This is a genomic window from Novosphingobium sp. NBM11, assembly GCF_015390225.1.
Lineage (GTDB): Bacteria > Pseudomonadota > Alphaproteobacteria > Sphingomonadales > Sphingomonadaceae > Novosphingobium.
Window position 1 is genome coordinate 2,043,572 of the sequence record NZ_VUOG01000001.1, and the last position, 12,534, is coordinate 2,056,105.

11 protein-coding genes and 1 tRNA gene are annotated in these 12,534 nt (G+C 67.9%); 5 read left to right on the plus strand and 7 right to left on the minus strand.

Annotated elements, in window-relative coordinates; all coding sequences use genetic code 11:
• Positions 1–24: 24 nt before the first annotated feature.
• The 6 genes from F1640_RS09755 to F1640_RS09780 form a co-directional block, all read right to left on the minus strand.
• Positions 25–906, minus strand: a complete 882-nt coding sequence (locus tag F1640_RS09755) for an LOG family protein (RefSeq protein ID WP_194918951.1) — start codon at positions 904–906, stop codon at positions 25–27.
• 103 nt (positions 907–1,009) lie between these two features.
• Positions 1,010–1,083: transfer RNA gene (locus F1640_RS09760), tRNA-Cys, on the minus strand.
• A 133-nt stretch (positions 1,084–1,216) separates the two neighbouring features.
• Positions 1,217–2,602: an RNB domain-containing ribonuclease gene (locus F1640_RS09765; RefSeq protein ID WP_194918953.1), complete on the minus strand. Its 1,386-nt coding sequence runs from the start codon at positions 2,600–2,602 to the stop codon at positions 1,217–1,219.
• A 43-nt stretch (positions 2,603–2,645) separates the two neighbouring features.
• Positions 2,646–3,443, minus strand: coding sequence for a crotonase/enoyl-CoA hydratase family protein (locus F1640_RS09770; protein WP_194918955.1), 798 nt, complete (start codon positions 3,441–3,443; stop codon positions 2,646–2,648).
• 179 nt (positions 3,444–3,622) lie between these two features.
• The gene (locus F1640_RS09775; RefSeq protein WP_190287271.1) at positions 3,623–4,303 is read right to left on the minus strand and encodes a DUF1013 domain-containing protein; all 681 of its coding nucleotides are present in this window, start codon (positions 4,301–4,303) and stop codon (positions 3,623–3,625) included.
• A 173-nt stretch (positions 4,304–4,476) separates the two neighbouring features.
• On the minus strand, positions 4,477–5,499 hold the full coding sequence (locus F1640_RS09780) for an NAD(P)H-quinone oxidoreductase (protein ID WP_194918956.1): 1,023 nt from the start codon (positions 5,497–5,499) through the stop codon (positions 4,477–4,479).
• A 100-nt stretch (positions 5,500–5,599) separates the two neighbouring features.
• On the opposite strand from F1640_RS09780, the gene F1640_RS09785 reads away from it, so the two are divergent.
• Positions 5,600–5,818 (plus strand): DUF1192 domain-containing protein, encoded by a 219-nt coding sequence (locus F1640_RS09785; protein ID WP_194918959.1) that lies wholly within the window; start codon positions 5,600–5,602, stop codon positions 5,816–5,818.
• 191 nt (positions 5,819–6,009) lie between these two features.
• On the plus strand, positions 6,010–8,385 hold the full coding sequence (gene clpA / locus F1640_RS09790; RefSeq protein ID WP_124809854.1) for an ATP-dependent Clp protease ATP-binding subunit ClpA: 2,376 nt from the start codon (positions 6,010–6,012) through the stop codon (positions 8,383–8,385).
• A gap of 164 nt (positions 8,386–8,549) precedes the next feature.
• Here the strand turns inward: clpA and F1640_RS09795 are convergent, their stop codons facing one another.
• Positions 8,550–9,068, minus strand: a complete 519-nt coding sequence (locus tag F1640_RS09795) for an EF-hand domain-containing protein (RefSeq protein WP_194918961.1) — start codon at positions 9,066–9,068, stop codon at positions 8,550–8,552.
• Between the two features lie 193 nt (positions 9,069–9,261).
• On the opposite strand from F1640_RS09795, the gene F1640_RS09800 reads away from it, so the two are divergent.
• From F1640_RS09800 to F1640_RS09810, 3 genes are all read left to right on the plus strand, one after another.
• Entirely contained in the window at positions 9,262–10,266 is a 1,005-nt protein-coding gene (locus F1640_RS09800) for a ligase-associated DNA damage response exonuclease (RefSeq protein ID WP_194918962.1), read from the plus strand.
• Between the two features lie 15 nt (positions 10,267–10,281).
• Positions 10,282–11,931, plus strand: a complete 1,650-nt coding sequence (locus F1640_RS09805; RefSeq protein ID WP_194918964.1) for a cisplatin damage response ATP-dependent DNA ligase — start codon at positions 10,282–10,284, stop codon at positions 11,929–11,931.
• Positions 11,932–12,040: 109 nt separating this feature from the next.
• A complete protein-coding gene (locus F1640_RS09810; protein WP_194918966.1) occupies positions 12,041–12,457 on the plus strand; it encodes a group II truncated hemoglobin in 417 nt (138 codons plus the stop codon).
• Positions 12,458–12,534 lie beyond the last annotated feature (77 nt).

Below are 12,534 nucleotides of genomic sequence, written 5' to 3' on the forward strand. Positions count from 1 at the left end.
TTCGGGCGTTCAGGCGCCGGCCGCTCAATCGCATTCGAGATCGTAGAAGCCGGTGATGTGGCGCCAGGCGTCTTCCGCGCTTTCGACCATGTGGAACAGCTTCAGGTCGTCGAAGTTGATCACGCCTTCCTCGGCCAGCGCCTCGAAGTTCACCACGCGGTTCCAGAAATCCTTGCCGAACAGCAGGATGGGGATGGGTTTCATCTTGCCCGTCTGGATCAGCGTGAGCAGTTCGAAGAATTCGTCGAACGTGCCGAACCCGCCCGGAAACACCGCGACGGCACGGGCGCGCAGCAGGAAATGCATCTTGCGCAGCGCGAAATAGTGGAACTGGAACGACAGGTGCGGGGTGACATAGCCGTTCGGCGCCTGTTCGTGCGGCAGCACGATGTTGAGCCCGATCGATTCCGCGCCTGCCTCCGCCGCGCCGCGGTTGGCCGCTTCCATGATCGAAGGCCCGCCGCCCGAACAGATCACGAACTGGCGCTTGCCGTCTTCCACCACGGCGCAGCGGCTGGCGATGCCGGCCAGCTTGCGCGCCTCGTCGTAATAGTGCGCCTTGGCTGCGAGCCGCTCGGCCACGGCCTTGCGCTCGGGCGAGGTGGCGGCAGCCAGCAGCCCTTCGACATGATCGGGCGAGGGAATCCGCGCCGATCCGTACATCACCAGCGTGGAGCCGATGCCCGCTTCGTCCAGCAGCATGTCGGGCTTGAGCAGTTCGAGCTGGAACCGCACCGGCCGCAATTCCTCGCGCAGGAGGAAATCGGTATCGCGGAACGCCAGCCGATAGGCCGGATCCTGCTGCTGCGGGGTTGTTCTGGGGTGGGATTCGACAAAGCCCGCTTCCTGCTCGGCCTTGTAGAACTTCCGGTTGATAAGCTCCCGGTTCTTTTCTTCTTCAGTCATGCCTGCCTACGTCGTCATTCATGCGGCAAAGCGCAATGCCGAACTTGGTCCGGCAGCGCGCTGCGGTTGCCAAGAGCGATGCGAAACGCGCGATAGGGAGAAGTGGAGGCCCGAGCCGGAATCGAACCGGCGTATACGGATTTGCAGTCCGCTGCGTCACCACTCCGCCATCGGGCCTCGATGCGCGGCAAGCGCGTGGAGAGAGGGGCGGTTAGCCGGAACGCCGGTTGGCCGCAATCGGATTCTTCCGATTTTTGCCAGGTATCGGTTTGGGCGCGAAGCCGGATGTGGCGCCGGATGTGGCGCCGGTTCAGGACGCGAGGCTGAAGGCCAGCCGTCCGTTGGCGGAGTCCGCCTGGTCCAGCCGCACCACGATGCGGGTACCGGGAAGGACGCCGGCCGCCCTGACGCGCGCGACCACCGGCAGGCCGGCAAGCTGGATGCGCGCCGAATCGCCTTCGCTGTCGGTGACGACGGCATCGAACCGCTCCCCGGTCCGGTCGCGCAGCATCACGGTTTCGGCCAGGTCGATAACGCCGCGTTCGATCCGCCCGGCCAGCGCGTCGGCCCGCGCCATCACCTCGGGCAGGGCAGCAAAGGCGCGGGTCACCGCTTCGGGCACCGGATCGCCATGGCACACGGCGAGCGCCGCACGGATCACGTAGCGGTCGGCCAGCCGCCGCAACGGCGCGGTGGCGTGGACATAGGAGGCGGCGATGGCGCTGTGCCACGGCGGCACGCCCGGCTGGAGCGGGGCATAGCCGGCGCCGTTGCCGGCGCGGCGGACCGCCATCATGAACGCCGCCTGCCGGGGCTGTGCCGGATCGAGCGTCTTTTCGAACTGGGCCAGCGGCATCGCCGCCGGCCAGTCGAGCGCCAGCGCCAGCGCGGTTTGCCGTAGCCGCGCGACCGCCTTGTCGTCGGGACCGGCCATCACGCGGAACAGGCCCGTGCCGTGCGCCAGCAGGGCTTGCGCCACGGCCAGGTTGGTCGCCAGCGACAGCGCGGCATTGCGCCTTTCGGATAGCAGCAGCGGGCGGTAGGCCAGCGCATAGCGCCCCTGCCCCAGCGCGACCACTTCCTGTTCGGGCGGATCGACGCGCGCCGCCCCGCGACGCGCTTCGGCGGCAGCGACCCGCGCAGCCAGCTCGGTGAAATCAGGCGGCAGATCGCCATCGCGCACGGTGGCATAGGCCAGCTTGGCCCGGCTGCGGATCATTGCGCGCTCCACCCCGTCCAGCCGTGCCTCGCCATCCGGCGCGACGCGAACGGTGAAGACCACGGCCGGGCGTGGCCCCGCGGGCAGCAGGCTGGCCGCCGCTTCGGCCAGCGCCGGCGGATAGAGGCCGGCCTTGCCATCGGGCAGGTAGAGCGTTTCGCCGCGCCGCCATGCCTCTTCATCAACGGGATCGCCATCCTCTACGAACCACGCGACATCGGCGATGGCATAGCGCAGCACGAGGTCCGCGCCCGATCGCGCGATGGTGAACGCCTGATCGAGATCGGTGGATGAGGCGGGATCGAGCGTGACGAAGGGCTCGGCCGTCCGGTCGACGTGAAGCGATGGCACGCGCTTCGCCCCCTGTTCGGCCGCCGCCAGCACCGGTGGGGGAAAACCCTGCGGCACCTGGAAGCGGTCGCGTATAGCGGCGAGGCCCTGCGACAGGATGCCCTGCGGGTCGTGCAATGCCTTCATCGTGTGGAGTCAGCCCTGACCGTGCGTGCCGTGTTCGCCGCCATCAGGGATCGATGAAGTCCGCGGCGCGCTTCTGTAACCCGGCCAGCACCGCCTCGCGCTGGTTCGGACTGTACATCAGTTCCTGCTGGGCCACGCTTTCGGCCAGCAGCACGTCCGACTCCGGCAGATCGGGAACGCGGTTGCTAAGCTGCTTGGCGGCGCGCACCGCGTGCGGGCTCTTGCCGGCAATGGTGTGCGCGAGCGCCAGGGCGGCGCCCAGAGGATCGGCAGCGGCATGCGTGGCGAAGCCCAGCCGGACCGCTTCCTCACCGCCGAATTCGCGGTGGGTATAAGTCAGTTCGCGCAGCACATCGTCGCGCACGTTGCCGCGCCACAGGGCGTAGCCCGCCATGTCGGGCACCAGCCCCCACTTCACTTCCATCACTGCCAGCCGCGCATCGGGCGCGACGATGCGGATGTCGGCCCCGCTCGCCACCTGCAACCCGCCGCCGAAGCACACGCCGTGCACCGCCGCGATCACCGGCATCGGCAGCTTGCGCCAGACCATCGCCGCCTCCTGCGCGCGGTTGGCGTTGCCGTGGGTGCGATCGACCAGCGACCCGTCCTTCCACCGATCGGTGTTGCCCATGCTCGCCAGGTCCAGCCCGGCGCAGAACGCCCGCCCTGCGCCGGACAGGACGACGGCGCGCACGCCGCCAAGGTCGAACAGGGCGTGGCCCGCATCGACGATGGCGCCGAACATGGCGTCATCGAGCGCGTTCAGCTTGTCCGCCCGGTCCAGCAGGACGTGGGCGACATGGTTCTCGACAGTGATGGTGACGCGATCGGCAAAATTCATGGCGTGATCCGGCTGTTATCCTCTTCCGGCGTCCTTGTTCGCGCAAATGGTGCGGACGGTCCAGAGCATTGACGAGGACCGGACCATTTCGCGCTCCATGCCACGGCGCGGATGGAGACGCGAAAAGGCCGCCGGAATCGCTCCCGGCGGCCCTTCTGGTGCAATCCCTCGAACGCGGCTTAGCTGTCCGACACGCCTTCGGCGCGGCGCGCTTCGAGCCAGGCACGGGCCTCGGCCTCCTGCGCGGCTTCCACGGCGGCCTTGTGCTGGGCCTCGCGCTCGGCACGCAGTTCCTCGATCAGCGCATCGCGATCCGAACCCAGACGGTTGTCGCCGCCGGCGTCCTCTTCGGTAATGCCCGCACGCTTGGCCGCCTTGGCGACCAGCCCGTCCAGCTCGCGCTGCGAACAGAGGCCCAGCGTGACCGGGTCCTTCGGGTTGATGTTCTGGATGTTCCAGTGGCTGCGATCGCGGATCGCGGCGATGGTGTTGCGCGTGGTGCCGATCAGCTTGCCGATCTGCGCGTCCGAGATTTCCGGGTGGTGGCGCAGGATCCAGGCGATGCCATCGGGCTTGTCCTGGCGCTTCGACACCGGGGTGTAGCGCGGCCCCTTGGTGCGGTTGACCGACAGCGGGGCCTTCTGCATGCGCAGGCGATATTCGGCGTTCGCCTGGCCGCGCTCGATCTCGACCTGGGTCAGTTCGCCCGAGCGCACGGGATCGCGGCCGGTGTACTTCGCGCCAGCCAGATCGTCCGCCATCGCCTGCACTTCAAGGAGGTGCAGGCCGCAGAATTCGGCAATCTGCTCGAAAGTGAGCGCGGTGTTGTCGACAAGCCAGGACGCCGTCGCGTGCGGCATCAGCGGATACGCGGGCTGGTTGCTCACGGGAAAGTCTCCGAATGCGGATACAATAAGGGCCGCCCCTTGCGGAGCGGCCGTGCAGAGTGACGATGTAGGCCACGCGCCCGAAAACGGCAAGCTCTATCCAGCAACCTTCGGAAATATCGCCGGAAATCCGCCGCGCGAAGGGGTCACCCGATATCCGCGGCGGCACCCACCGCCAGCACGATCTTGCCGATATGGCCGCCCGATTCCATCCGCGCGTGCGCGGCGGCGGCATCGGTGAGCGGAAACACACGGTCCATTACCGGACGCAGCGCGCCATCGGCTACCAGCGGCCACACCAGCTCCATGATCTCGCTGGCCAGCAGCGCCTTGAACTCGTTCGAGCGCGGCCGCAGCGTCGATCCGGTCAGCGTCAGGCGCCGGCGCATCACTTCGGCCATGTTGATCTCGGCCCGGACGCCCCCCTGCACCGCGATGGTGACATGCCGGCCATCGTCGCGCAGGCACTTGAGGTTGCGCGCGACATAGTCGCCCGCCACCATGTCGAGCACGATATGGACGCCGGCGCCATCGGTGATCCGCGCCACTTCCGCAACGAAGTCGCTCTCCTTGTAGTCGATCGCGTGGTCCGCGCCGATGGCCAGCGCCGCCGCGCACTTGTCCGCCCCGCCGCAGGTGACGATCACCGTCAGGTCGAACAGCTTGCCCAGCATAATCGCCATCGAACCGATCCCGCTGGTGCCGCCATGGACCAGCAGCGTCTCGCCCTCCCTGGCCCAGCCGCGCTCGAACACGTTGTGCCACACGGTGAACAGGGTTTCCGGAATCGCCGCGGCCTCCGCCATCGACAGGGCTTCTGGCACGGGCAGGCACTGGCCGGCTTCGGCCAGGCAATATTCGGCATAGCCGCCCCCGGCGACGAGCGCGCAGACCTTCTGGCCCGGCAGCAGCGTAACCACGCCCTCGCCGATGGCCGCGACCTGCCCGGACACTTCCAGCCCCGGCAGCGGCGACGCGCCCGGCGGCGGGGGGTAGAAACCCTGGCGCTGAATCACGTCGGGCCGGTTGACTCCGGCATAGGCGACTCGCAGCAGGACCTGCCCGGGGCCGGGTTGGGGCACCGGCACGGTTTCGGGGCGAAGCACTTCGGGACCGCCCGGGGCATCGAAGCCCACCGCCGTCATCGTTTCCGACACCGTTGTCGCCATGGTCCAGCCCCCTTTTCGCGACGAAACCCCCGTCAATTGCAAGGACTAGCCACGCACCCCGTTGACAGCAAGCACTTGCCGTCCAAGATTGTGCACTGCAATGGATGAAGAAGACCGCCCCCGTCGCAAAGGCGATCTGGCCAGCCAACTGGCCGGGGAAGTGCTCGACACCTATTCGCGCGCCGAACTCGACGCGCGCATCGCGTTGCTGAAGCAGGAAATCGAACGGGTTACCGCGCACCGGGAACGGGCTTCGGCCCACCGCGACGCGGCCGAGGCGCTGTTCCGAAGCTCTCCGCCGGACGGCACTCCGCGATGAACCGGGCCGCCCTTCCTCTTTCCGGGCGGCATACCCATATATCCCGTATGGTCACCGCAGCGATCCGCTTCGGTGCATTTTCAAGGCACTTTTCCGGTGTCCTTTCCGCGGCTGGTTTGGCCCCTGTTAACCATGTCCGTGCATTTTTGAAGAACGGGGACAACCCGGCGCAAGCCAGAAAGTAAGAGCCTATGCCCAGTTTCGCACAGAGCCTTGAGAAAACGCTGCACGCCGCGCTCGCCAACGCCTCGGAGCGCAGCCACGAATACGCGACTCTCGAGCACCTCCTGCTGGCCCTGATCGACGATCCCGATGCGTCGCAGGTAATGCAGGCGTGCGGAGTCGACCTGGGTGACCTGGGCGACGTGGTGCGCCAGTACCTCGATCAGGAATACCAGTCGCTGAAAACGCAGGAAAAGGCCGATCCCCAGCCGACGGCTGGGTTCCAGCGCGTGATCCAGCGCGCCATCCTGCACGTCCAGTCGTCCGGCAAGGATACCGTGACCGGCGCCAACGTGCTGGTGGCGCTGTTCTCCGAACGCGATTCCTACGCGGTCTATTTCCTGCAGCAGCAGGACATGAGCCGGCTCGACGCGGTGAGCTACATCAGCCACGGCATCGGCAAGGGCGGCCGGCAGGTGGAAGGCCGCAACCCCAAGGGCACGGACGAGGACCAGCCCAAGCCGGAGGAAAAGGCCGACGCCAAGGGGCAGAAGAAGGATTCCGCGCTCGACCAGTTCTGCGTCAACCTCAACGAGAAGGCGCTGGGCGGAAAGGTCGATCCGCTGATCGGGCGCGGCCCCGAAGTGGACCGCACCATCCAGATCCTGTGCCGCCGGTCCAAGAACAACCCGCTCTACGTAGGCGATCCCGGCGTGGGCAAGACCGCCATCGCCGAAGGCCTCGCGCGCAAGATCGTCGAAGGCGAAGTGCCCGAGGTACTGGCCAACGCGGTGATCTATTCGCTCGACATGGGCAGCCTGCTGGCCGGCACCCGCTATCGCGGTGATTTCGAGGAACGGCTGAAGCAGGTCGTCTCCGAACTGGAGAAGATGCCGCACGCGATCCTGTTCATCGACGAGATCCACACCGTGATCGGCGCCGGCGCGACCAGCGGCGGGGCGATGGACGCTTCCAACCTGCTCAAGCCCGCGCTGTCGGGCGGGACGATCCGCTGCATCGGTTCGACCACCTACAAGGAGTTCCGCAACCACTTCGAAAAGGACCGCGCGCTGCTGCGCCGGTTCCAGAAGATCGACGTGAACGAACCCTCGGTGGAAGACACGATCAAGATCCTCAAGGGCCTGCGCACGGCCTTCGAGGATCACCACAAGGTCAAGTACACGGCCGACGCGATCAAGACCGCGGTGGAGCTTTCGGCGCGCTACATCAACGACCGCAAGCTGCCCGACAAGGCGATCGACGTGATCGACGAAGTGGGCGCGATGCAGATGCTGGTGCCGCCGAGCAAGCGCAAGAAGACGATCACCGCGCGCGAGATCGAGGCCGTGATCGCCACGATGGCACGCATCCCGCCCAAGTCGGTTTCGAGCGACGACAAGAAGGTGCTCGAACACCTCGAACGCGATCTCAAGCGGCTCGTGTTCGGGCAGGACAAGGCGATCGAGGTGCTGTCGAGCGCGATGAAGCTCAGCCGTGCAGGCCTGCGCGATCCGGACAAGCCGATCGGCTCGTTCCTGTTCAGCGGCCCCACCGGCGTCGGCAAGACCGAAGTGGCGCGCAGCCTGGCCCAGATCATGGGCATCCCGCTGCAGCGCTTCGACATGTCCGAATACATGGAACGCCATTCGGTCAGCCGGCTGATCGGCGCGCCTCCGGGCTATGTCGGCTTCGACCAGGGCGGTCTGCTGACCGACGCGATCGACCAGCAGCCGCACTGCGTCCTGCTGCTCGACGAGATCGAGAAGGCGCACCCCGACCTGTTCAACATCCTGCTGCAGGTGATGGACAACGGCCGCCTGACCGATCATCACGGCAAGACCGTGGATTTCCGCAACGTGGTGCTGATCATGACCACCAACGCGGGCGCGTCGGACATGGCCAAGCAGGGCATCGGCTTCGGTGACGTGTCCAAGGCCGACGCGGGCGACGAGGCGGTGAAGAACCTCTTCACCCCCGAATTCCGCAACCGCCTCGATGCGATCGTGCCCTTCGCCTACCTGCCGGCCGAAGTCGTCAGCCGGGTGGTGGACAAGTTCATCCTCCAGCTCGAACTGCAGCTGGCGGAACAGAACGTCCACATCCAGTTCGACAACGACGCCCGCGCCTGGCTGGCGAAGAAGGGCTACGACCGGCTGTATGGCGCGCGGCCGATGGCCCGGCTCATCCAGGAACGGGTCAAGAAGCCGCTGGCCGAGGAACTGCTGTTCGGCAAGCTGGCCAACGGCGGCGAGGTCCACGTCAGCCTGAAGGACGAAGCCGGCACCGACGGCGCGCTGTCCTTCGAACTGACCCCGGCCGCGCCGAAGCTGGTCAAGAAGAAGGAACGCAAGGGCGGCAAATCGGCGGGCACCGCGCCCGAACCGAGCGCCGACGAAGCCGAATAAGGCGGGCCAAAGCCTTGATGCCATGAAAAGGGCGCGTCCCGCGGGGCGCGCCCTTTCTTATTGGCGAAAGCCCGCCCCGCTGCGACTATCGCCGCCTTTGGCGGCGCAAATCCCGCTTCCCTCCCGCAAGCGGGAGGGGTCGGGGGTGGGAACGCCTTCGATACTCAGGGAATCGCCGAAGGCTCCGGCGGCGCGGGATGGGGCGCGTTCCATTCGGCGCGATCGATGAAGCCATCATCGTTGGCGTCGATCCGGTCGAACCGCGCGTTGTTGAACGCCATCCATTCGCCCAGCGTCAGCTTGCCGTCCTGATCGGCATCGGCGAGCGCGAGGATGCGCTTCGGGTCCAGTCCGTCCAGATCGCCCAGCACGCCGCGCGCCGCCTCCAGTTCCTGCAGCGTCACGGTGCCGTCGTGCTCCATGTCGATCATCTCGAACAGCGATTGCGCCGCCCGCGCATATTCGGCGGACGCGATCCGGCCATCGTGGTTGGCGTCGAGCGTGGCGAAATCGGACAGCGGGTGGACCGTGGGCGGCACCGCCGTCACCGCCGGGGCGGGGGCAGCCACGACCGGCGCGGTGGTGCGCGTATCCTGTTCCTCGGGTCCCGTTTCCTTGTGCTCGCACCCGGCCAGCGCGATCAGCCCCGCCAGCAACGCGATCCTGGCAATGGTGCGAGTCATCGTCGGGGCTCCTCGGGTTCGGCCGGACAAGGACGGCCAGACCGGGGTGGCCAGACCGGGGGGATGGACGGCGCGCACCCTAGCGGACGAGTCTGAACGGGTCCTGTCCGGGACCTGCATGGCCCCGCATCGGCCGGCGCTGCCCGAACAGGCGGCTGGCCCGAATCGCCCGCACGCGCCATGACGTGCATCAATGGCCGAAGATTTTTCCTGGATCCGCCCGGAGCCGGCCGGGCTGCGGATCGTTCCGGCCGACGTCTGGATCGATCCCGCGCGTGCCGTGGGCACCGCGCTGGTCACGCATGGCCATGCCGATCACGCGCGGGGCGGGCATGGCCGCACCATCGCCACGCCCGAAACGCTGGCGATCATGGCGCTGCGCTATGGCGTGGCGGAGGGCGCATACCCCGCGCCGCTGCACGCGCCGATCACCCTGCCCGGCGACGTGACCGCCACGTTCGTGCCGGCGGGCCATGTTCTCGGCTCGGCGCAAATCCTGCTCGAACATGCCGGCGAACGCGTGGTGGTGACCGGCGATTATAAGCGCCGGCCCGATCCAACCTGCCCGCCTTTCGCGGTTACGCCCTGCGACCTGTTCATCACCGAGGCGACCTTCGGCCTGCCGGTGTTCCGCCATCCGCCGATCGGCCAGGAAATCGCCCGGCTGCTGGCCGCGCGCGCCGCGCAGCCCGATCGCTGCGTGCTGGTGGGCGCCTATGCCCTGGGCAAGGCGCAGCGGGTGATCGCGGAACTGCGCGCGGCGGGCTTTCACGATCCGCTCTGGCTGCACGGCGCGATGGAGCGGATGTGCCGCCTGTACGAGGAACAGGGCGTGCCGCTGGGCGATCTGCGGCTGGTGTCCGATGCGCCCAAGGGCGCGCTGGCCGGCGCGATCGTGCTCTGCCCGCCCTCGGCGCTGAACGACCGCTGGAGCCGGCGCCTGCCCGATCCGCTGACCGCCATGGCATCGGGCTGGATGCGCGTGCGCCAGCGCGCCCGCCAGCGCAACGTGGAACTGCCGCTGATCATTTCCGACCATGCCGACTGGGACGAACTTACCGCCACGATCGCGCAGGTGAACCCGGCCGAAACCTGGATCACCCACGGCCGCGAGGAAGCGCTGCTGCGCTGGTGCGAACTGCACCAGCGCAAGGCCCGCGCGCTGGCGCTGGTGGGGTACGAGGACGAGGATGACTGAGAAGGGCACATCCTAGTGGAGCGCTTCGCCGCCCTGCTCGACGCGCTGGTGTTCACCCGGTCGCGCAACGCCAAGCTGGCGCTGATCGCGCGCTACCTGCGCGAAACACCCGATCCCGATCGCGGCTGGGCGCTGGCCGCGCTGACCGACGGCCTGGATTTCCCCGCGGTCAAGGCCGGCACGATCCGCGCGCTGATGGCGGAGCGCGTCGATCCCGTGCTGTGGACGCTGTCGCGCGATTACGTGGGCGATACCGCGGAAGCCGCCAGCCTGCTGTGGCCTGCCCCCGATCATTCTGCCCCCGATCATTCTGGCCCCGATCATGACGTCATGCCCGCGCCCGGCGTCTCGGAAGCTGTTGAAATCCTGCGGGCAACCAGCCGCTCCACCGCGCCGGCCGCGCTGGCCGGCCTGCTCGACCGCCTTGACGCCAACGGCCGCTACGCCCTGCTCAAGCTGGCCACCGGTGCGATGCGGATCGGCATTTCCGCCCGGCTCGCCAAGGTCGCCTTCGCCGAGGCCTTCGGCGTGCCGGTCGATCTGGTGGAGGAATACTGGCACGGGCAGGAACCGCCCTACCGCCCGCTCTTCGCCTGGGCGGCGGACGGCGCGCCACCGCCGCGCACCGACGACCGGCCGCTGTTCCGCCCGTTCATGCTGGCGCATCCGCTGGAGGACGGGGCCGCCATCGACCTTGAAAGCTTCGCCGCCGAATGGAAGTGGGACGGCATCCGCGTGCAGATCGTCCATGCCGCCACCGACCAGGGTGGCGAGACGCGCGTCTATTCGCGTGGCGGCGACGACATTTCCGCCACCTTTCCCGAAGTGGCCGGCGCGCTGGGTGAACCGGCGGTGCTGGACGGCGAACTGCTGGTGCGCGGCGCGCACCAGGGCGGCGAGACCGGCGGCGCGGCCAGCTTCAACGCCCTGCAGCAACGGCTGGGACGCAAGACCGTGTCGAAGCGGATGCTGGAGGATTTCCCCGCCTTCGTCCGGCTGTACGACGCGCTGGTGATCGGCGGCGAGGACTTGCGCGACCTGCCCTGGACGGACCGCCGCGCCCGGCTGGAAGCGTTCCTGCCCCGGCTCGATCCGGCGCGCTTCGACCTTTCCACGCTGATCGCGGTCCGCGACTTCGCCGAACTTGCCGACGTGCGCGCCCGCGCGCGCGAGGACGCGATCGAGGGCGTCATGCTCAAGCGGCGTGATTCACCCTATGTCGCGGGGCGGCGCACGGGGCTGTGGTACAAGTGGAAGCGCGATCCGCTGCGGATCGATTGCGTGCTGATGTATGCCCAGCGCGGTTCGGGCAAACGCTCCTCGTTCTATTCGGACTTCACGTTCGGCTGCTGGGACGGCGATCCCGACGCGGGGGCCGATCTGCTGCCGGTGGGCAAGGCCTATTTCGGCTTCACCGATGCCGAGCTGAAATGGCTCGACAGCCACGTCCGCCAGCACACGGTCAACCGTTTCGGCCCGGTACGCGAAACCGACCGGTCGCTGGTGCTGGAAGTGGCGTTCGATTCCGTCCACGCTTCCAAGCGCCACAAGTCGGGCGTCGCCATGCGCTTCCCGCGCATCAGCCGCATCCGCGCCGACAAGCCCGCGCACGAGGCCGACCGGCTGGACACGCTGAAGGCAATGATCGTGGACCCGGTGCGGTAGAGACGTTTCCCGCGCGAAATTGACCGGAATCAAACCGCCTTGCCTGCCGTGCTGGTAGCGACAAGGCTCCAGGATTTTGAACCTACACCCCTGTCCGGAGTTTCACGCCTTGGCCACCGCCGTCGAACAGCCGCAGGAACATTCCCAACCCGCCACGCCGTTCGAACGGATCGGCGGCCATGCCGTGCTGCGCCGGATCACCGACCGGTTCTACGATCTGATGGAGCAGGACCCCGCCTATGCCGAACTGCGCGCGATGCACGCGGCGGACCTGGCGCCGATGCGCGAATCGCTGCCCGCGTTCCTGGCCGGGTGGGCGGGAGGCCCGCGCGACTGGTTCGAGGCCCACCCCGGCAAGTGCATGATGTCGATGCACGCGCCCTTCCCGATCGACCGGCAAACGGCGGGCCAGTGGGCGGAGGCGATGCGCCGCGCCGTGGAGGACGCAGCGCCGCAGGACACCGAAATCGCCGAGGCCTTTATCGGCGTGCTGACGCGCATGGCGATGGGCATGGCGCGCGCCTGAACGCCGTTCCCGGCCTATACCCACGTCTGCTTGCCTCGTGAGGGGACGCGCGCTTATGAGGCGCGTGGGGCCCTGAC